Raw genomic sequence first — 19,992 nt, 5'->3', positions numbered from 1 at the left:
CCTCCATGAAGCGCGCGTTCATCTTCCTTGTTGCCCTCACAGCCGCCGCCGGTGCATTTGCGCAGTCGGGCGCGCGGCCGATTCCGCCGGGCAGCACCGCGCTCATCGAACCGCCGCCCCTGCCCCCGTTGCCCGATGTGGCCGAACCGGAGTTGAAGCCGCAGCTCACGGTGCGCAAGGAAGGCGATTCAACCATCACGGAATACCGCCTGCACGGCAAGCTCTACATGATGCGCGTCGTGCCGGGACATGGCCGGCCGTATGTGATGGTCGACCAAAAAGGCGATGGCACCTTCTCGCGTCAGGACCACACCCTGGATTCCGGGGTGCGCGTCCCGCAGTGGGTCCTCGTCGAATTCTGAGTCGCGGCTGACGCATGTCCGTCTTCACGCCGGTCACGGCCGCCGATGCGGCCGCGCTCCTCGCGCATTACTCGCTCGGTGAGCTCGAACGCCTCGAGGGCATCGCCCAGGGCGTGGAAAACACCAACTACTTCCTGACGACCACGACGGGCGAGTACGTCCTCACGCTCTTCGAGACCATTGCACACGACGACCTGCCCTTCTACATGGGGCTCATGGATCACCTCGCCCATCACGAGGTGCGCTGCCCCGCCCCGATGGCGCGCGAGGACGGCGAGTTCATCGGCAACGTGAACGGCAAGCCCGCGTGCATCGTCTCGCGGCTTCCGGGCACGCCCGAGATGCATCCGGGCCCGGCCGATTGCCGCGCCGTGGGCTCGATCCTCGCGGCGATCCACATCGCGGGCGTCGAATACGACGCGGGTCTCACGAATCCGCATGGCCACGCCTGGCGCGAGCACTTCGCCGCGAAGGTCGCCCCGCGCCTCACCGCCGCGGAGAACGCGCTGATCGAAAGCGAGAACCGCTACCAGGCGATGCACGACGACACGGTGTTGCCGCAGGGCATCATCCACGGCGACCTCTTCCGCGACAACATCCTGTGGGACGACGAGCATGGCGGCGGCGTGATCGATTTCTACTTCGCCTGCGACGACGCGCTCGCCTTCGACCTCGCGATCACGGTGAACGACTGGTGCTCCACGCCCGAGGCCACGCTCGATCCGGAGCGCACGCGCGCGATGATCGAAGGCTACGACCGCCTGCGGCCGCTCACGGAGTTCGAGCGCACCCTCTGGCCCGCGATGCTGCGCCGAGCCGCGCTGCGCACGTGGCTGGGGCGCCTGGGCTACAACCATTTCCCGCGCGATTCGCACATGACGATTCCGAAGGACCACGCGTTCTCGCGCCGGCTGCTCGAGCACCACGTCGCGCACGCCCGCGAGCTCGAAGCGAGTGTGGCGTGAGCGTCCCGCCCGAAGCCGCACCGGCCCCGCGCATCGTCGTCGCCGACGTTCCCGCCTCGCGCGGGGCAAGCTGGCTGGGCGGGGGTTTCGCGATCTTCCGCGCCCAGCCCATGGCGTGGATCGCGCTTTCGATCTCGTTCCTGGTCGTCCTGCTCGCGGTCGCGTTCATCCCCTTCATCGGTCCCGCGATCTCCGGATTCCTGGAGCCCGTGTTCTTCGCGAGCTTCGCGCTCGCCGCCCACAAGCAGCTCGCCGGCGAGAAGCTCGAGGTGACCGACCTCTTCCTGGGGTTCCGCTCCAACGTGCGCACGCTCGTGAACCTGGGCGCGATCCTGCTGCTGCTTCGCATCGGCATCGCGTTCCTGATGGGGGCGATGGGCTTTCCGTCGATGTTTGAGTCGCCCGAGAAAATGACGCCCGAGGATGTCGCGAACGCGCTCGACGGCAAGCTGTGGATCCTCGCGTTCGGCTTCCTCACCGTCGCCCTGGTGACCGCGGCGGCCTGGTTCGCGCCGGCCCTCATCGCGTTCCACGGCATGTCCACGTCGCACGCGCTGCGCTGGAGCCTCTATGCGATGGTCTCCAACCCGGGTGCGCTCGCGGTCTACTTCCTCGCGATCTTCCTGATGTTCATCGTGGCCTTCATTCCGTGGGGCCTGGGCCTGCTGGTCGCGCTGCCCACGCTCTTCGCCAGCACCTACGTGGCGTATCGCAACGTCTTCGAGACGCCGCCTCCCGCCGCTCCCGCGCCTACCGCCCCCCCATGATCCGCGCGATCGCCCACGCGAAAAGCGTGAGGCACGCGAGCGGGTAGAGCATCCGGTTCACCACCGACTCGTGCTCGGCCACTTCAGCGGCCGTCACGGCCTGCTCGGGCTTGGCCGGATCCACCCAGACCTTGATCTTCGCGCCCCGGCGCAGGCGCTCGACCTCGGCGTACGGGATCGGCCGGTTGACGCGGGTGTGGGCGCCACTCGCCACGGTGTAGATGTAGGAGATGCGCGAGGAAAGGTGCCTTCCCGCGACGTCCACATCGGTGATGATTCCCTCGATCTCGCCGCCCTTCGCGACCAGCTCGCGGGCATCGGCGAGGCCTTGGTAGGCGTCGAGCGCCAGGAGGGCGCAGGCGGTGGCGGCCGCAAGGATGGCCGCGGTGATGAACCAGCGTAACGAGCGGTGCGCCACGTTCCCTCCCCTGATAGAGGGATGGGGTTGATCCCCATTCTTTTGCTGCCGTCAGGATGAACCTCGAGGGCGGCTAAGTCCACCCGCGAAAAGCAGATCCTTCGTGGCGCTCAGGATGACCGCAGCGCACCGACCGGCAAACCGCCGGTCAAGCAGCGGTCAGCTTCGCGTACTGCAGTGCCAGCCACTTCGTGCCGTCGGTCTTGAAGCGCACCTGGATGCGCGCGTCCAGGCCGCGGCCTTCGAAGTTGAGCACCACGCCTTCGCCGAACTTCGCGTGCTGCACGTTCTGGCCGATGGCGAAGGGATGCGCGTCGGGGCGCTCGAGCTCGAACTTCGCGCGCGGTGCGGTGGCGTAGCGATCGGGATCAGCCTGCGGCGCGCGCCCTCCGCCCGAGCCCCATGAGGAGTTCGATGACGCGCCCGAGTTCCAGCGCGTCTGCGCGCGCTCGGGCAGCACGATCCATTTGCACAGCTCGGCCGGGATCTCGTCGACGAAGCGCGAGACCATCCCGTAGCGCGGTTGGCCGTGGAGCATGCGCGTGCCGGCGTAGGTGACGTAGAGGCGTTTCCTCGCGCGCGTGATCGCGACGTACATCAGGCGGCGCTCCTCTTCGAGGCCGCCGTCCTCGTTCATGCTGTTGTCGTGCGGGAAGAGGCCTTCCTCGAGACCCGAAACGAACACCGCGTGGAACTCGAGACCCTTGGAGGAGTGCACGGTCATGAGTTGCAGCGCATCCGCGCCCGCCGCCGCTTCGTGCTCGCCGGCTTCGAGGCTCGCGTGCGAAAGGAATGCGGCGAGCACCTGCTGCTGGTGCGTGCCGACCGGCGCAACATCGGCTTCCGCTTCGCCCGCGGGCGTTTCGCCGTGCTCGAACTCCTCGGCGAAGAGTGTCGCCGCGTTCACCAGCTCGTGCAGGTTCTCCACGCGGTCCTGGCCATCGCGCTCGGCGGCGTAGTGCGCCGCGAGGTTGGAGCGTTCGAGCACCTCTTCAATGAGCTCGGGAAGGCGCAGGTTTTCCGAGGCCGTGCGCAGCAGGTCGATGATCGCGATGAACTGGGCGATCGCGGTGCCGCTCCGACCACTCACGACACCGGCGCGCGCCGCCGACATGAGGCTGGGCTTGATGCCTTGCTCGACGGCTTCCTGCAGCTGCTCGACGGAACGCGCGCCCACGCCGCGCGCGGGGAAGTTCACCACGCGCGTGAAGGCCGAGTCGTCGTCCGGGTTGCCCGCGAGGCGCAGGTAGGCGAGCGCGTGCTTCACCTCCATGCGCTCGAAGAAGCGCAGGCCGCCGTAGACCTTGTACGGGAGACGCGCGCGGAACAACGCGTGCTCGAGCACTCGCGACTGCGCATTCGAGCGATACAGCAGCGCGATCTCGTTCATCGGCATGCCTTCGCGGTGCAGCTGCTTCACCTCATCGACGATGTATTGCGCCTCTTCGGAGTCGGTGGCAGCCGCGAACACGCGCAGCTGCTCGCCCTTGCCCTCGGAGGTCCAGAGGTTCTTCCCGAGGCGCGCCTTGTTCTTCGCGATGATCGCGTTGGCCGCATCGAGGATGTGGCCCTGCGAGCGGTAGTTCTGCTCGAGCTTCACCACGTGCTCGACGGCGAAGTCGCGCACGAAGTCGTTCATGTTGCCGACTTCAGCTCCTCGAAAGCGGTATATGGACTGATCATCGTCCCCCACCGCAAAAACGCAGCCGTTGGAGCCCGCGAGCATCTTGATCCACTTGTACTGGAGCTTGTTCGTGTCCTGGAACTCGTCGACCAGGATGTACTTGAAGCGCTCCTGGTAGTGCGTGAGGAGGTTCAGGTTCTTCGCGAGCAGCTCGAAGGTGCGCAGCAGCAGCTCCGCGAAATCGACCACGCCCTCGCGGTTGCACTGCGCGTCGTAGTCCGCGTAGAACGCGACCATGCGGCGCGTGAAATCGTCGCCCGCCTCCACCGCGTTGGCGCGCAGGCCCGCTTCCTTGCAGTTGTTGATGAAGTTCTGCATCTGGCGCGGCGGGAATTTCTCGTCGTCCATGCCCTGCGACTTCGCCAGCCGCTTGATCAGCGACTGCTGGTCGCCCGAATCGAGGATCTGGAAGAGCTGCGGCAAGGCGGCATCGCGGTGGTGCGTGCGCAGCAGCCGGTTGCAGATGCCGTGAAAGGTGCCGACCCACATGCCGCGCACGTTGATCGGCAGCATCGCCGAGAGCCGCGTGAGCATTTCCTTCGCGGCCTTGTTGGTGAACGTCACCGCGAGGATGCCCGCGGGGCTCGCCTGCCCCGACTGGATGAGGTGCGCGATGCGCGTGGTGAGCACGCGCGTCTTCCCGCTCCCGGCGCCCGCGAGGATCAGCGCGGACTCGCGGGGAAGCGTGACGGCCTTCAGTTGCTCCGGGTTCAGGTTCGCCAGGTAATCGCCCATCGTGATCGCGTTACCTCTTGCGCTTCGAGGCGAGCGATCCGATACCCAGCACGAACGTAGCCAGTAGCAGGAGCGACCATTGCGAAAGCGTGGGCACCGAGACGGGAGGCGCGCCGCCCAACGCGGTCAACGTCACGTCGTTGCCGGTACCCCCGAGGTAGGAGATGCGCAGCGGCACGCCGTTGAGAAGAACCGTCCCGCCCTCCGGGAGTCCCGCGAACGTACTTGTGACCGGCTCGCCGCCGTCGTTGGTGATGATGGTGAAGACCTGACCCGGCGACGGCGAATGTCCACCGGTGAGCACAAGCGTCCCGCCGGTGAGGTTGACGGTACCCGTGACGTTGATGATCCCGTACTGCGTGCCCGGTGCCGGGCCACCGATATGCACCAGGGCCGTCCCGGCGATCGTGAGATTGCCGGTGCTGAGCGCCAGGTAAGAGGACGTGGAAGCGATGTAGCCGGTTGACTGCACGATGACGTCGCCGCCCACAGTGCCGAAAGCGCCAGACACCCTTGCAGCGATACCAACAGTAACCGGCCCCGGGATCGACCCGACCACGAGGAGGGCCGTGCCCCCAACGACACTGACTCCACCCGAGAAAGTATTGACCCCTTCGATCCGCACTGCGCCGATTCCATTGACGCTCAGTGCGCCCGTTCCGCTGATCCCTCCCGAGACGGTCAGCAGGCTCACGTTGGTGAAGATTTCCAGGGAAGTCGGAATGACCAGCGGGGCAGAGACCACGTGATTCTGGGCACTGGAAATCAGCAAGGGCGACGCGCCAGCGAAGGTGATCGCCTGGCCGGTCACGGTGTACACACCGGAAAACAGGTCCATGCGATTGATCGTCCATGGCACGTCGACGATGGGCGACATACGCGGCGATATAAGGAACGTCACGACCGTCCCACTGCTGCTCGCCGGAGCGACTCCGCCGGCCCAGTTGGCGCCTGTGCTCCAGTTGTCGTTGGGCCCGTTGCCAGTCCAGGCCTGCGCAAAGGCGCGTTCCGGAACCAGTAACAGCAGGAGGAGGAGGAGGATGCTCGCAGGCCGACCCGTACTGCCGTTCGTGTTCATAGTTCTCATGCGGGAAAGGCGGACCGGCCACTTCGGAGGATCGATTATTTCATGCCGGGAGCCCGAATTCCGAACGAAATCGAGAAACTTCCGCGGACGATCGCAGGATCACCACCGTGGGGTAGCGCGCGCCCTGCAGCGCGGCGCCGATTCGCGCCCGGGTCTCGTTGTGGTGGCCCCACGCGTGGCGCAGGTACGGCATCCTGGCGTGCTCGCGCGTTGCGAGGTTGAAGACGCAGCGCCAGCGCGGGAAGTCGAGCCACACGACGCCATCGGCCGGAGGCAGCCGGTCGATGGCCATCGCGTAGTAGGTGCCGTCCATGACCCAGGCGTCGCGATCGGCCAGCGTGCGCACGGTCTTGCGCCACGCTTCCTCGGGCGGCGCGGCCTCCGGCTGATCCGCCGGCGCATCGAGGACGACGAGCGGGAGCTTCAGTTGCTCCGCGAGCCAGCGCGCGAGCACAGTCTTCCCCGAACCGTTGCAGCCGATCACGAGGATGCGCTTCACGCGTTCACACGATCAGGGAACCCGGAACACGCCGACGAGTCCGACGCCCGTGACGTTGCCCACGCCCTGGACGACGGCGGTATACGCCCCCGGCGGCAGCGTCAGGAACACGGCCGGCTCCAGGGTGCTCGCGGGCGCGAAGCCCGCGTTCTGGATCAGCGCGACATCTCCGGGGTTGGTCTGCGTCTGCCAGTTGTCGTTGGATGCGATCACCGCGCCGTCGGACGCGCGGACGATCGTGATCATCGGATTGCTGAGCGGATTGGGAATGCCCGCGTTGACAAGCGAGGGTCCCGCGACCGTCACCACGACGCTTTGCGTGCCCGTGCCCTGGATGATGAAGCCCGCGATCATCACGTCATTGCCGGTAAGCACCTGGCCGCGCGTCGAGATGTTGATGAGCGGCACCTCGGGGTGATCGACTTCGAACACGCCGACCAATCCCACGCCCGTGCCGACGCCACCGGAGGCCTGCACGATCGCGGTGTAGGCCCCCGGGGCAAGCGTCATCATGACCGCCGGCTCGGCCACATGCGCCGGCGCGAAGCCCGCCGCCTGGATCGCCGCGGCATTCGCGTTGTCCTGCCAGTTGTCGCTCGAGCCCATCACCGCGCCGTCGGAGGAGCGAATGAGCGTGAGGTGCGGATTGGCGAGCGCGTTCGGGATTCCAGCGTTCACGAGCGACGGACCCGCGACGGTGACAATGACGGTCTTCGCCGTGGGCCCACCGATGATGAAGCCGGCGATCATCACGTCGTTGCCGGTCAGCACCTGGCCGCGCGTCGAGATGTTGGCGAGCCGCGGCGGATTGGGCGGCGGACCGGTGGTGGACGTGAACGACGCGGAGATGCCACCGATGGTGAGCGTGGTCGTCGTGCCCGCGTTGAAGTTCGCCGACGCCGTGTGGCGCACGCACACCGTCTGGCCGTTGGTGATCGTCGCGGTCGAGGCGGTGAAGGTGGCGGTGCAACCGATCGAGTATTCGCCGCCAGCGACGGAAATCGAGGTCGCCATCGTGATGCCCGCGATCGTCGCCGGCGCAGACACGACCACGCTCGAGGGCGTGACGCCCGTCTGCGAGGCGAATGTGAACGCGTCGGGCGTGGCATCGCCCACGAGCGTGAATGCGAACGACTGGATGGCCCACGATGCGCCTCCACCTGTCGAGCGCGCGATGCGCAGCGCGTTGAGGCCGCGGCGCAGCGTGACGCTGATCGGTGCCCCGGCTCCGGTGGCAGCGGGCAGCGTCGCGTTCGTCGTCACCGTCGCGTTGTTGAGCCGCACCGTGAAGAACTCCCCGGGCGGAGCGCTGCCGGTGAAGACGAGCTGGTAGGTGCCTTCAGTGTCCGCGCGCAACATGAATTCGACGAAGCCGGGGAAGCCGAACGCGCCATTGGTGCCGGTCACCGTTCCCGCCGGACTCGCGGAGCCGCGGAAATTCCCGCCCGCAATGGGCGCGCCCACCGACGTGCCCGTGGTGACGGCCGGCAGTGCCGCCGCGAGAATGTCATCCATGCACTGGTTCTTCGGCGTCGCAGGCACCGCGAGATCCTCGACCAGCGGCCACATGCCGAACTGCGTGTTGTAGCTGTCCGCGCCGCCGTTGAACCACAGCATCACGTCGAAGCCGAAGCCGTGCCACTGGTTGATCATGTTCGCGCAGATCGTGCGGATCTGCGGATCGAGGTTCGCGAGCCGCTTGTTGGCGATGTTCTGGTTGCCGAAGTTGTCGAAGCCCGCCTCGTACGCCACGACCTTCAGGCCGTACCAGGCGCCGAGCCCTGCGTGCGAGAGGTACTGGTAGGCGTTCGCGTCGCTCGGCGCGTTCGCGACACCCGCGGCCAGCCCATCGAGGATCGCCTGCACCGTCAGGTTCGTCGGCGTCTCGTCGGCATTTCCGTCGGGAATCGCGGCGGCGAAGATGTACGGCGCGCCGCTCAACGCATAGAAGACCGTATTCGGCCGCACGTTCATGATCTCGTCGATGAAGCGCAGGCCCTCGCTCACGATGAAGCTGTTGGCCATCTGCCCGGCGAGCACGGGACGCACGCGCGTGTTGAGCGCGGGCGTGCCCCATACCGTCTTGAAGATGTTGCTGATCTCCATGAGCCGCATCGCCACCCGGCGAAAGCCCATGGTCGTGTCATCGGGCACGCCCTCGCTCGGATAGGCCTGGCGCAGCGGCGAACCGCCGAGCGAGGCGATCGCGAGGTTGCGGTTCACGGTCGCGCCGTTGAAGACGCTGCCCGCGAAGTTGTCGAGGTCCACGTCGCGGATCGCAAAGTTCCAAAGCTCGTTGCCGTACTCGACGTACAGGTTGAGGTTCGGATTCAGCCCGTCGCGGAAGAGGGTCGCGAGGTTGGTCACGTACTCGTCGTTCGCCTGCACCGGGATGTTGATCCACGCGTCGCGATTCATCGCGTTGGCTGCGGCGATCACCGTCTCCCATTGCGCGATGTAGGCCTCGGTGCGCCGTTTCTCGGGCGTGGTGCGGTCGAGCCACGTGGTGTCGCGGTTGCCGTTGGTGCGCGTCCAGTCGAGGAAGCGAAGCACCGCGAAGCGTTCGGTGTGGCTCTTCCACGGCGCGTGCAGGAGCGGCGTGCCCGCGAGCGGATAGCCCGGTCGCAGCACGCGCACGTTCTTCACGGTGCCGCCCGTCGCGGTGAAATCGATCAGCATGTTCTCCGCACCCGCGGTCACCACGAGGTCGGCGGTCGTGGTGTTCGTGCCGGGGGTGTACACCTTGTTCGCGATCGTCGATCCCCCGCCGGCACTGGCCGTCGAGAGGGTCGCCTGGCCCGTGAATTCGATCTTGTAGGTACCCGCGAGGCTCAGCGTGTTCTGCTGCGCGGCCATCGCGAACAGGCGGAAGTCCGTGGTGGGCCAGCCGTCGGCGCCGATGGGCGCGAGGTTCGTCGGGGACGAGTCGTCGAACTGCCCGATCTGGAGGAATCGCCGCGACTGCTTCACGACGTCCACGAACTCGTGGTTGCGCCGGAAGTCGCCAATGAAGTTGAGGTTGGCGCCCAGCTTGTCGTGGGCAAGGGCCGGAACCGGCGCCAGGGACATGGCGGTGACCACAACGGCCACCGCGCCGAAGATCGAGGACAGCGTGCGCATGATTACCCTCTTCTTATTGCGTTCTTACGGCGTGCGTGCCGTGACGATAACCATACCAGCGGGAACGATTCCCGGATTCAGGAATATTCGACAACTAGCGAGCCGATTAAGGCTCCTGGTGGCTACGGGACGGCGTACACCGCAACGAGGCCCACACCGGTCCGGCCACCCGCACCCTGGACGATGGCGGTGTACGCGCCTGGCGGCAGCGTGAGGAAGACCGCCGGTTCGTTCACATGCGCGGGTGCGAACCCCGCGTTCTGGATCGCCGCCACATGCGCCGGATTGGTTTGCGCCTGCCAGTCGTCGTTGCTCGCAATCACCGCGCCGTCGGAGGCACGCACGATCGTGAGCGTCGGATTCTGGAGCGCACCCGGCACGCCCGCGGCCGTGAGCGAGGGTCCCGCGACCGTCACCACGACGCTCTTCGTGCCGCTGCCCTGGATGATGAAGCCCGCGATCATCACGTCGTTGCCGGTGAGTACCTGGCCGCGCGTCGAGATGTTGATGAGCGGCGCCTCGGCGTGATCGACTTCGAACACGCCGACCAATCCCACGCCCGTGCCGCCTGAGCCCTGCACGATCGCCGTGTACGCACCGGGTGCCAGGGTTGCGATGATCGCCGGCTCGAGCGCATTGGCGGGCGCGAAGCCCGCGTTTTGTATCGCGGCCACATCCGCGTGATTCGGCTGCGCCAGCCAGTTGTCGTTGGTGGCGACGACGACGCCATCGGAGGATCGCACGAGCGTGAGCGTGGGATTTGCCAGCGCGTTCGGGATGCCCGCGGCAACGAGCGACGGCCCTGCGACGGTGACGACCACCGTCTTGGCCTCGGGGCCGCCGATGATGAAGCCCGCGATCATCACGTCATTGCCGGTCAGCACCTGCCCGCGCGTCGAGATGTTCGCGAGCCGCGGCAGGTTGCTGGCGAAGGTGACCGTCACGGTGGTCGCCGCGCTGACCGGCACTTCGCAAACCGGTGCCGTGCCGCTGCAGTGGCTCCAGCCCGCGACACTCGAGCCGCTGGCCGGCGTCGCGGTGAGCGTCACGATCGATCCTGTCAGTACGGATTCCGTGCAATCCGATCCGCAGTTGATGATCGTCGGGCCGCCGCCAAGGTCGCCGGTAACGATGCCGCCGCCGCTCCCGGCCTTGGCGACTGTGAGCAAGTGGGGGGTCGCCGCCGTCGTACTGGTGAAGACCGCGGACACGCCGCCGATGGTGAGCGTCGTGGTGGTCACCGTCGCGTAAGAAGCCGACGACGTGTGGCGCACGCACACTGTCTGGCCGTAGCTGATCGTGGCGGTCGACGCGGTGAAGGTGCCGGTGCAACCGATCGAGTACTCGCCACCTACAATCGAGATGGGCGTCCACTCGTTGAATCCACGGAGCGTGATCGCCGCCGACTGCACCAGCGTCGAGCGCGCCTGCCCCGCGAGCGGCGCGAAGGCAAAGGGCGAGGGAATCGAATCCGGGTTCAGGAAGCGCGCGACGACCCCGGCGGAGGGACTGTTGCCGACCAGCAGGATGTGGCCGTCATCCTGCAGTGTCATTGCCGCTGCGAAGTCGGGCACGGTGCCGACGAAATGCGAGATCTTCCCGCTGATCCCGAACGCCACATCGAGCGTGCCGTTTGCGAGGTAGCGCGCGAGTGAATAGTTCGTGGCGGTGGCGTTGTAGCCGCCGACGATGAGCTTCCCGTCGTTGATCAGGACCGAAACGGGCTGCGCGTCCGCGCCGAACTCCGTCCAGACGCGGCCGCTCGATCCGAACGACGCATCGAGGGTGCCGTTGGAATTGAAGCGCGCGATACCGAAGTCCCGCCGCGCGCCGAGCGGTTGCTTGGAATCGCCCGCGACGACGATCTTTCCGTCGGGTTGCACGACGATCGAGCGGATGACGCCGTTCATGATGCCCGCGACCTTGCCGCCGGCGCCGAAGCTCGCATCCGGAGAGCCGTTGGTGTTGTAGCGCGCGAGCGCGAACTCATTCGAAGCGCCATGCTCGGCGCCCCCGGCGACGATCTTGCCGTCGGGCTGGATCGCGATCGCGTAGATGCCTTCGTCGAGGCTGCCGAAGGGCACGATGGCGAGGCCCCCGTTGCCGAAACTCACGTCGAGCGGCCCGCTGGCAAGGTAGCGCACGAGTGCGAAGGCCTGCCGGCCCAGATACTCGACCGAGCCACCGCCGACGATCTTGCCGTCCGGCTGCAGGGCCACGGCGCGCAGGTTGGACGCGTTGCCCGTGGCGTGCGTGACCAGCCCTCCGGTGCCGAACGAGCCATCGGGCGATCCGCCCGGATTGAATTGCCCGACGAGGAAATTGCTGGAGCCGGCCGCCCCGCCGACGACGACGATCCTGCCGTCGGGCCGCACCGTCATGGCATTCGCGACCTGGTTACCAACCCCACCCGTCACCACGCGGCCTGCCTGCCCGAACGTGGAATCCATGGCGCCGCTCGCGGTCAGCCCGATCAGCACGACGTCGGAGCCGCTGGCGCCTGCCGAGCCCGCAACGACGATTCGTCCGTCCGGCAATGCGGCCACGCCGCTCAACTTCGGGACGGCGTGCATCACGTCCGGCGTGAGCACGATGCCGCCGCTGCCGAAGGACGCGTCGAGCGTCCCGGTTTGCGAATAGCGCACCAGCGCAAACGCGGAATTGCCATCGACCATCGGCGCGGTGCCGGTGACCACGATCGCGCCATTTGACTGGATGGCGAGCGCGTTCGCGATGTTGCAACCGCCAGCGAACGGCGTCACGACCTTGCCGCCGGTACCGAACGAGGTGTCGAGCGAGCCGTCGATGTTGTAGCGCGCCGTCGCGAAATCCGCGGTCGCCGCGCTGCCATTGCGCGTGAAGCCGGTGGCGACGATCTTCCCGTCGCCGGCGAGCGCGAGGCCGAGGATCCGGTCGTGGTGGCCCGCGGTGAACCCGCTCGTGACGCGGCCGGCGTTGCCGAAGGTGGCATCGAGGGTGCCGTCGGCTTGATAGCGCACGAGACCGAAGTCCTCGTCGCTGCCGCTGCTGCTATAGCCGCCTGCCACAATCTTGCCGTCGGGTTGGATCAGCAGCGCGCGGGCCCAGTCCCACGACGCCTGCAGCGACGTGACCACGTAGCCGGTGCCGCCGAAGCTCGCGTCGAGCACGCCGCTCGCCGTGTAGCGCATCAGGAGGAAGTCGAAATTCCCGGAGAGGCCGACAGTGCCGGCCACGACGATCCTGTCGTCGGCCTGCACGGCGAGCGCATAGGCCCAATTGTCGCCGGGCAGCGCAGTGACCGTGACGCCACCCGACCCGAAGGTCGCATCGAGGAGGCCGCTGGTGGTGAGGCGCGCAACGGCGAACTCGCTGTTCGTGGTGCCGGTCATGACGATGCGTCCATCGGACTGCAGCGCCAGGCCCTGCACGCTTCCGGCGCCGGCCACGGTGGCAACGAGGGTCTTTCCGCCGTTCCCGAAGCCGGTATCCGGCGATCCGTTGGCGTTGAATCGCGTGACCAGCCATTGCGGGCTGGAGTTGTTGGCGGCGCCCGCAACGACGATCTTGCCGTCGGCCTGCAGCACCATCGCGTACGCCCGGCTGTCGGCGCCGCTGACCGAAGCCGCGACGACGCCATTCGTGCCGAACGTCGCATCGAGCGAACCATCGACGTTGTAGCGCGCCAGGGCGAACGAGGCCCGGCCGCGACCTTGAGCGCTCTGGCCTGCGACCACGATCTTGCCGTCGGGCTGGATGCGCACGGCATGGATTTCGTCGTACGAGGGGCCCGCGAGGACCTGCGCGAAGCCGAAGGCTCCAAAGGACGTATCGAGATAGCCGGGGATCGCATGGACGAGCTGCGCGGCCGAAAGCAGGAGGCCGCCGCAGATGCGTCGAAGGGTGCCCACATTCATGTTCTTGTTCGTCCCGACAAAGAAAAAGGGCGCAAGGCCTCGGCCTTGCGCCCGGTGCAGATTATATCGTGGCCGACTAAGGCCCTTGCCGCACCGAAGGCGAGATGACGCCGGCCACCGTGCGCAGGTTTGCCATCACCGCACGCGCCTCGGGTTCGCCCGCGAGCCCGGCCACCTGCACCACGTAAACCTTGTCGGACGGCGTCTGCGCCACCTCGGAGGGGTAGCCCGAAGCGCGCACGCGGCGATTGAGCGCAAGGGCCTCGTCGCGCGAGCCCACGGCGGCGGCCACGACGCGCCACGAACCGCCGACACGCCCGATCGGCCCGTCCTTCACCATTTCCGTCTCGGCCGCCCACTCCTTCACCTTCTCGGGATCAACCTTCGCGACCACGGGACCGGCGTCGGAACGCTTGCGGTAGAAATCGAGCGGCGTATCGAGCGTGACCGTGGGATGGCCCTGCGTTCCGACGGTGATGTTGCCTTCGAGCAGGCACACGAGGTCTTCATCGGTCGTCGAACGGCCCCACAAGTCGGTGCCGCGAATGCCGGCCGTGACGTTCTTCACCTTGATCTCGACGTCGCGCTTGAGGCCCTTGCGCAATGCGTCGGACGTGAAGCGGAAGGCGCCCTGGAGCACGCCGAGCGTGGCCTTGAATACGCCCACGGGCTGCGCCTTCTCCACGGTGAAGTGCGCGTTCTCGCCCAGCTTCACGAGGCTGCCCTCCGTGAGCTTGATCAGCACGCGCGCGCCCGCCCCGGTGCGCACCGTGTCCTTCGCCTGGAGCGAGGTGCCCGGCGAGAGGGGCACGGAATTGCCTCCCCGCTCGAGGAATGCCGGGAACTGCACGGCCTCGGCCGTACCCACGACCTGTGCGTTTGCAGCGGCCGAAAACGCGAATGCAGCCAGCAGAAGTGCGATGGTCTTCTTCATACCCGATTCCCTCCGAGGACAATGGGAATGTCCGTCAATGAGTACGGCAAATCAAGGGTTTGGATGCACCCCCCGCTGCTATAATTTGCGCTCGAAAATCGCCCGGCTTCAAGCCCACCCCGCGCAGGCCATGGACTCGCAATACCAACCAAGAACAATCGAACCGCAAGTCCAGGCCGAATGGACCGAACGCAAGGCGTTCGCCTCGCCCGACAACTCCGCGAAGCCCAAGTATTACTGCGTCTCGATGCTGCCGTACCCCTCGGGCAAGCTGCACATGGGGCACGTGCGCAACTACACGATCAACGACGCGCTCTACCACTACCTGCGCATGAAGGGCATGAACGTCCTCATGCCGATGGGCTGGGATGCGTTCGGGCTGCCCGCGGAAAACGCCGCGATGGCCAACAACGTGCCGCCGGCGAAGTGGACGTGGGACAACATCGCCTACATGAAGAAGCAGTGCCAGGCGATGGGCTGGGCGATCGACTGGTCGCGCGAGCTCGCCACCTGCTCTCCCGAGTACTACCGCTGGAACCAGTGGTACTTCCTGCGCTTGCTCGAGAAGGGCATCGTCTACAAGAAGACGGGCCTGGTGAACTGGGATCCGGTGGATCAAACCGTGCTCGCCAACGAGCAGGTGATCGACGGCAAGGGCTGGCGAACGGGTGCCACGGTCGAGAAGCGCGAGATCCCGATGTGGTACATGCGGATCACGCAGTACGCCGACGAGTTGGTCGATGCGCTCGATGGCCTCGGCTGGCCCGAGCAGGTGAAGCAGATGCAGCGCAACTGGATCGGCCGCTCGGAGGGTGTGGCGTTCACGCTTCCCTACGACGACGAGACCGGCCGGCGCATGAATGACGCCAAGGGGGGACTGAAAGTCTTCACCACGCGCGCCGACACGATCATGGGCATCACCTTTGCTGCCGTCGCCGCGGAACATCCGCTCGCGATGGAAGCGGCGAAGGGCAACGCGGCGCTTTCCGCGTTCATCGACGAGTGCGGCAAGGGCGGCGTGCAGGAAGCCGACCTCGCGACGATGGAAAAGAAGGGCATGCGCACGGGCCTGTACGTGCGCCACCCGTTCACGAGCGAGCGCGTCGAAGTGTGGGTCGGCAACTACGTGCTCATGAGCTACGGCGAAGGCGCGGTGATGGCGGTGCCGGGCCACGACGAGCGCGACTTCGCATTCGCCAAGCAATACGGATTGCCGATCAAGCCGGTGATCGACGTCGACGGCCAGCCGTACTCCACCGATGCGTGGCAGGCCTGGTACGAGCAGCCGGGCCGCAACGTGAACTCCGGCAAGTACGACGGCCTCGACCAGGCCGCGGCAATTTCCGGCGTGACGAGCGATCTCGAAGCGATGGGCCTCGGGAAGAAGCGCGTGCAGTACCGCCTTCGCGACTGGGGCATCTCGCGCCAGCGTTACTGGGGCACGCCGATCCCGATCATCCTGTGCCCGAAGTGCGGCGATGTCCCCGTGCCCGACAAGGATCTTCCGGTCGTGCTGCCCGAGGACCTCGTTCCCGATGGCCACGGCAGCCCGCTCGCGAAGTCGCCCGCGTTCTACGAGACGAAGTGCCCGAAATGCGGCGGCGCGGCGCGCCGCGACACGGACACGATGGACACCTTCGTCGATTCGTCCTGGTACTACATGCGCTACACGTGCCCGGGTGCGACGACGATGGTCGACGCGCGCAGCGAATACTGGATGCCGATGGACCAGTACATCGGCGGCATCGAGCACGCGATCCTCCACTTGCTCTACGCGCGCTTCTGGACCAAGACCATGCGCGACCTCGGGCTCGTGAAGATCGACGAGCCCTTCAAGAACCTGCTCACGCAGGGCATGGTGCTCAACCACATCTTCTCGCGGCGCGGAGCGAAGGGCGGCATCGAGTATTTCGCGCCCGATGAAGTCGCGATCACGCAGAACACCGAAGGCAAGATCACGGGCGCGAAGCTCAAGTCCGACGGCTCCGAGATCACGTACGAGGGCATCGGCACGATGTCCAAGTCCAAGCGGAACGGCGTCGATCCGCAGGAGATGATCGACCGCTACGGTGCGGACACCGCGCGCCTTTACGTGATGTCCGCAAGCCCGCCCACGGACACGATGCTCTGGTCCGACGAGAGCATCGACGGCTCCTTCAAGTTCCTGCGCCGCGTGTGGGCGATGGTCCACGAGCACCTCGAGGCCGGCGTCGTTGCGCGCGCGAAGGGCAATGACGGCCTTTCCTCCGAGCTGAAGGACCTGCGCTTCAAGCTCCACAAGACGATCGACAAGGTGGCCGACGACTACGGCCGCCGCTGGCAGTTCAACACCGCAATCGCCGCGGTGCGCGAGCTGCTCAACCTCTATTCGCTGGTGAAGGACAAGGATCGCAGTCCCGCCGCGCGCGCCGTGTTCCAGGAAGTGCTCGAGGACGCGGTGCTGATGCTCTCGCCGATCGTGCCGCACATCGCCAACGTGCTGTGGGCGGAACTCCGGCCGGGCACGCGGTTGCTCGAACAGCCCTGGCCCGCGGTGGATTCGGCGGCACTCGCGAAGGACACCGTCACGCTCGTCGTGCAGGTGAACGGCAAGCTTCGCGGCCACCTCGATGTCAGCGCCTCGGCCACGCGCGAGGAGATCGAGGCCGCCGTGCTCCAGAGCGAGATCGTGGTCAAGTTCACCAACGGCCAGAAGCCCAAGAAGGTCGTGGTCGTTCCCGGCAAGCTCGTCAATGTGGTCGTCTAGGCTCGCGCTCGGCCTCGCCGTGCTCGCCCTCGCGGGCTGCGGCTTCCAGCTGCGCGGCGAGGAACGCATCGGCATCTCGCGCCTGCACCTGTCGAGCGTGGGCGCCTCGCAGGTCGCGGTCGAGCTTCGCCGCAGCCTCGCCACCGGCTCCACTCAGATCGTGACGGATCCCGCCAAGGCCGAGGCGTCGCTCAGGATCATCACGGAGACGCGCGACAAGACGATCTTCACGCTCACGGGCGCGGGCCGCGTGTACGAATACGAGCTGCGGCTCACGACCTCGTACCAGCTCACGGAGCCCGGCAAGGAAGAGCCGCTCATCGCGCCCTCGGAGATCGTCGTGCGCCGCCTCATCACCTACAGCGAAACGGCGCCGCTCGCGAAGGAAGCCGAAGAACAGCTCCTCTTCAAGGACATGTACGCCGAATCGGCGGGCCTGATCCTGCGGCGAATCGCGGTCGTCAAGCGCGGCCTGTGAAGATTTCCACGCGGCAGCTCCCGGGTGCGCTTCGCAAGGGGCTGTCATCCCTCTACGTTCTCTACGGACCCGAGACGCTGCTCGCCCTCGAAGCGGCCGACCGCATCCGCGATGCCGCGCGCGCCGATGGCTACACCGAGCGCGAAGTGTTCTTCGCGGAGCCCGGCTGCGACTGGAATCGCCTGGGTGCATCGGCTTCGAATCTTTCGCTCTTCTCGACCAAGCGCCTGTTCGAGATTCGCATTCCGACGGGCAAGCCCGGCGTCGAAGGCGCCAAGGCGCTCACCGCGTGGGCCGGGAAGCAGATCCCCGACACCATGACGATGGTGATGCTTCCCGAGATCGACTGGCAGCAGGCGAAGAGCGTGTGGTTCACCGCGCTCGAAGGTGCGGGTGTGGGCGTGGAGGCGAAGGCCGTCACGCGCGAAGAGCTGCCCGAGTGGCTCGCGGAGCGGCTTGCGCTCGGCAAGCAGCGCGGCTCGGCCGAAGTGCTCGAGGGTCTTGCCGACCGCGTCGAAGGCAATCTCCTCGCTGCGAAACAGGAAGTGGAAAAACTCGCGCTGCTGCTGCCCGAAGGCGAGATCACGCTGGAGGCGATCGGCGAGGCCGTGACCGATGTCTCGCGCTTCGAGCGCGACGCGCTGATCGACGCGATCCACGCGCAGGACGGCGCGCGCATGGCGCGCGTGCTGCAATCGCTCGAAGCCGAGGGCGAGCCGCTGCCGCTGCTCCTGTGGCAGCTCTGCGACGAGCTGCGCACCCTCATGACCGTCGCCGCCGGCCAGCGCCCGCGCCGCTACCTCACGCCCGATCGCCAGGCGCGTGTCGCGAAAACCGCCCGTCGCCACGACGCCGCGAGCTTCGCGCGCGAACTCTTGCGAGCCCACCGGATCGACCGCATGATGAAAGGCGTCGAGACGGGTGACCCCTGGGGCAACATGCTGGAAATGGCGCTCGGGCTTTCCGGTCGTCCCGTGCTCGCGAAGGAAGCCGCGTAGGACATGCCCAACGATCTGAGCCCGCAAGAGAGCCTGCAAGCCGCGATGACGGCCTTCGGCGTCGCCGCGCGCTCGGCTTCCGCGCAGCTTGCGCGCGCGAGCAGTGCCGCCAAGAACCATGCGCTCGAAGCGGCCGCGCAGGCACTGATCGATCGCGAGAAGACGATCCTCGCGGAGAACGCGCGCGACGTGAAAGCCGCCCGCGCCGACAAGAACAACGACGACGCCTTCATCGAGCGGCTGACACTCACCGGCAAGGCGATCGAGGAGATGGCCGACGGGCTGCGCCAGATCGCGCGCCTCCCGGATCCCATCGGTGAAGTCACCGGCCTCACCTCCCGCCCGTCGGGCATCCAGGTCGGCCGCATGCGCGTGCCGCTGGGTGTCGTCGCCATCATTTACGAATCGCGCCCCGATGTGACGGCGGACGCTGGCGCGCTGTGCCTCAAGTCGGGCAACGCGTGCATCCTGCGCGGCGGCAGCGAAGCGCTGAACTCCAACCAGGCGATCGCCGCATGCCTCGCGGTGGGCCTCAAGGCCGCGGGCCTTCCCGAGGAGGCCGTGCAGTTCGTCGCCACCGCCGACCGTGCGGCCGTCGGCGCGCTGATCGCGATGGAAAAGTACATCGACGTCATCGTGCCGCGCGGCGGCAAGAGCCTCATCGAGCGCGTCGCGAGCGAAGCGCGCGTTCCGGTGATCAAGCACCTCGATGGCGTGTGCCACGTCTACGTGGACGACTCCGCCGACCTCGACAAGGCCGTGCGCATCTCCGACAACGCGAAGACCCAGCGCTACGCCACCTGCAACACGATGGAAACGCTGCTCGTCGCGCAATCGATCGCGCCGCGCTTCCTGCCGCTGATCGGCAAGATCTACGCCGAGAAGCGCGTGCAGATGCGCTGCTGCCCGGAGTCGAAGGCGATCCTCGCGAAGGCCGGCATCAAGGGATTGAAGGACGCGACCGAAGCCGATTTCTACGCGGAGTTCCTCGCACCCGTCATCGCGATCTCGACGCTCCCGGGCCTCGACGAAGCGATCGCGCACATCGCGAAGTACGGCTCCGCCCACACCGATGCGATCGTCACTGAGAACTGGTCGCACGGCCAGCGGTTCCTGCGAGAGGTCGATTCGGCGAGCGTGATGGTGAATGCCTCCACGCGTTTTGCCGATGGCTACGAGTTCGGCCTGGGTGCGGAGATCGGAATCTCCACGAACAAGCTGCACGCGCGCGGTCCGGTGGGGCTCGAAGGCCTCACGTCGCAGAAATGGATCGTGCTCGGCGACGGGCACGTGCGCAGCTGAA

At 66.8% G+C, this 19,992-nt stretch carries 14 protein-coding genes; 7 read left to right on the top strand and 7 right to left on the bottom strand.

Annotated features, from left to right (window positions below; genetic code table 11):
* Positions 1–5 precede the first annotated feature (5 nt).
* From DSM104440_RS00900 to DSM104440_RS00890, 3 genes are read left to right on the top strand one after another with little or no spacing between them, the layout of a single operon-like run.
* Positions 6–362, top strand: coding sequence for a DUF2782 domain-containing protein (locus DSM104440_RS00900; protein WP_171159889.1), 357 nt, complete (start codon positions 6–8; stop codon positions 360–362).
* A 14-nt stretch (positions 363–376) separates the two neighbouring features.
* Entirely contained in the window at positions 377–1,327 is a 951-nt protein-coding gene (locus tag DSM104440_RS00895; RefSeq protein WP_171159888.1) for a homoserine kinase, read from the top strand.
* Positions 1,324–2,094 (top strand): BPSS1780 family membrane protein, encoded by a 771-nt coding sequence (locus DSM104440_RS00890; protein ID WP_171159886.1) that lies wholly within the window; start codon positions 1,324–1,326, stop codon positions 2,092–2,094. Before DSM104440_RS00895 ends, DSM104440_RS00890 begins: the two co-directional genes overlap by 4 nt.
* Here DSM104440_RS00890 and DSM104440_RS00885 read toward each other — a convergent pair.
* The 7 genes from DSM104440_RS00885 to DSM104440_RS00855 form a co-directional block, all read right to left on the bottom strand.
* A complete protein-coding gene (locus tag DSM104440_RS00885) occupies positions 2,078–2,512 on the bottom strand; it encodes a DUF3592 domain-containing protein (RefSeq protein ID WP_171159883.1) in 435 nt (144 codons plus the stop codon). The two genes, DSM104440_RS00890 and DSM104440_RS00885, sit on opposite strands and share 17 nt — an antisense overlap.
* A gap of 148 nt (positions 2,513–2,660) precedes the next feature.
* On the bottom strand, positions 2,661–4,931 hold the full coding sequence (locus DSM104440_RS00880; protein ID WP_171159881.1) for a UvrD-helicase domain-containing protein: 2,271 nt from the start codon (positions 4,929–4,931) through the stop codon (positions 2,661–2,663).
* 10 nt (positions 4,932–4,941) lie between these two features.
* Entirely contained in the window at positions 4,942–6,009 is a 1,068-nt protein-coding gene (locus DSM104440_RS00875; protein WP_171159879.1) for an IPTL-CTERM sorting domain-containing protein, read from the bottom strand.
* A gap of 49 nt (positions 6,010–6,058) precedes the next feature.
* On the bottom strand, positions 6,059–6,517 hold the full coding sequence (locus DSM104440_RS00870) for a P-loop NTPase family protein (protein WP_171159877.1): 459 nt from the start codon (positions 6,515–6,517) through the stop codon (positions 6,059–6,061).
* Between the two features lie 12 nt (positions 6,518–6,529).
* Entirely contained in the window at positions 6,530–9,637 is a 3,108-nt protein-coding gene (locus tag DSM104440_RS00865; RefSeq protein WP_171159875.1) for a hypothetical protein, read from the bottom strand.
* A gap of 122 nt (positions 9,638–9,759) precedes the next feature.
* Positions 9,760–13,533 carry an InlB B-repeat-containing protein gene (locus tag DSM104440_RS00860; protein WP_171159873.1) on the bottom strand — a complete coding sequence of 1,258 codons (3,774 nt, stop codon included), beginning with the start codon at positions 13,531–13,533 and terminating at the stop codon, positions 9,760–9,762.
* Positions 13,534–13,609: 76 nt separating this feature from the next.
* Positions 13,610–14,467 carry a FecR domain-containing protein gene (locus tag DSM104440_RS00855; RefSeq protein ID WP_171159871.1) on the bottom strand — a complete coding sequence of 286 codons (858 nt, stop codon included), beginning with the start codon at positions 14,465–14,467 and terminating at the stop codon, positions 13,610–13,612.
* A 130-nt stretch (positions 14,468–14,597) separates the two neighbouring features.
* Between DSM104440_RS00855 and leuS the strand changes: the two genes are divergently transcribed.
* The 4 genes from leuS to DSM104440_RS00835 are packed head-to-tail and all read left to right on the top strand — an operon-like array spanning position 14,598 to position 19,991.
* On the top strand, positions 14,598–17,213 hold the full coding sequence (gene leuS / locus DSM104440_RS00850) for a leucine--tRNA ligase (RefSeq protein ID WP_171159869.1): 2,616 nt from the start codon (positions 14,598–14,600) through the stop codon (positions 17,211–17,213).
* A complete protein-coding gene (locus tag DSM104440_RS00845) occupies positions 17,200–17,691 on the top strand; it encodes an LPS-assembly lipoprotein LptE (protein WP_171159866.1) in 492 nt (163 codons plus the stop codon). The genes leuS and DSM104440_RS00845 overlap by 14 nt, the downstream gene beginning before the upstream one ends.
* The gene (gene holA, locus DSM104440_RS00840) at positions 17,688–18,689 is read left to right on the top strand and encodes a DNA polymerase III subunit delta (RefSeq protein ID WP_171159864.1); all 1,002 of its coding nucleotides are present in this window, start codon (positions 17,688–17,690) and stop codon (positions 18,687–18,689) included. The genes DSM104440_RS00845 and holA overlap by 4 nt, the downstream gene beginning before the upstream one ends.
* Before the next feature lie 15 nt (positions 18,690–18,704).
* Positions 18,705–19,991 (top strand): glutamate-5-semialdehyde dehydrogenase, encoded by a 1,287-nt coding sequence (locus DSM104440_RS00835; RefSeq protein WP_212758298.1) that lies wholly within the window; start codon positions 18,705–18,707, stop codon positions 19,989–19,991.
* The last annotated feature ends 1 nt before the right edge of the window (position 19,992 follow it).

It is taken from the genome of Usitatibacter palustris (assembly GCF_013003985.1).
Taxonomy (GTDB): Bacteria; Pseudomonadota; Gammaproteobacteria; order Burkholderiales; family Usitatibacteraceae; genus Usitatibacter; species Usitatibacter palustris.
The sequence above is the reverse complement of the archived record's forward strand: the minus strand, read 5'-3'. Positions and strand labels throughout refer to the sequence as shown.

Coding starts and splice junctions, on each gene's coding strand:
- DSM104440_RS00900 (WP_171159889.1), top strand. CDS start 6: ATGAAGCGCGCGTTCATCTTCCTTGTTGCCCTCACAGCCGCCGCCGGT.
- DSM104440_RS00895 (WP_171159888.1), top strand. CDS start 377: ATGTCCGTCTTCACGCCGGTCACGGCCGCCGATGCGGCCGCGCTCCTC.
- DSM104440_RS00880 (WP_171159881.1), bottom strand. CDS start 4,931: ATGGGCGATTACCTGGCGAACCTGAACCCGGAGCAACTGAAGGCCGTC.
- DSM104440_RS00875 (WP_171159879.1), bottom strand. CDS start 6,009: ATGAACACGAACGGCAGTACGGGTCGGCCTGCGAGCATCCTCCTCCTC.
- DSM104440_RS00865 (WP_171159875.1), bottom strand. CDS start 9,637: ATGCGCACGCTGTCCTCGATCTTCGGCGCGGTGGCCGTTGTGGTCACC.
- DSM104440_RS00860 (WP_171159873.1), bottom strand. CDS start 13,533: ATGAATGTGGGCACCCTTCGACGCATCTGCGGCGGCCTCCTGCTTTCG.
- DSM104440_RS00855 (WP_171159871.1), bottom strand. CDS start 14,467: ATGAAGAAGACCATCGCACTTCTGCTGGCTGCATTCGCGTTTTCGGCC.
- leuS (WP_171159869.1), top strand. CDS start 14,598: ATGGACTCGCAATACCAACCAAGAACAATCGAACCGCAAGTCCAGGCC.
- DSM104440_RS00845 (WP_171159866.1), top strand. CDS start 17,200: ATGTGGTCGTCTAGGCTCGCGCTCGGCCTCGCCGTGCTCGCCCTCGCG.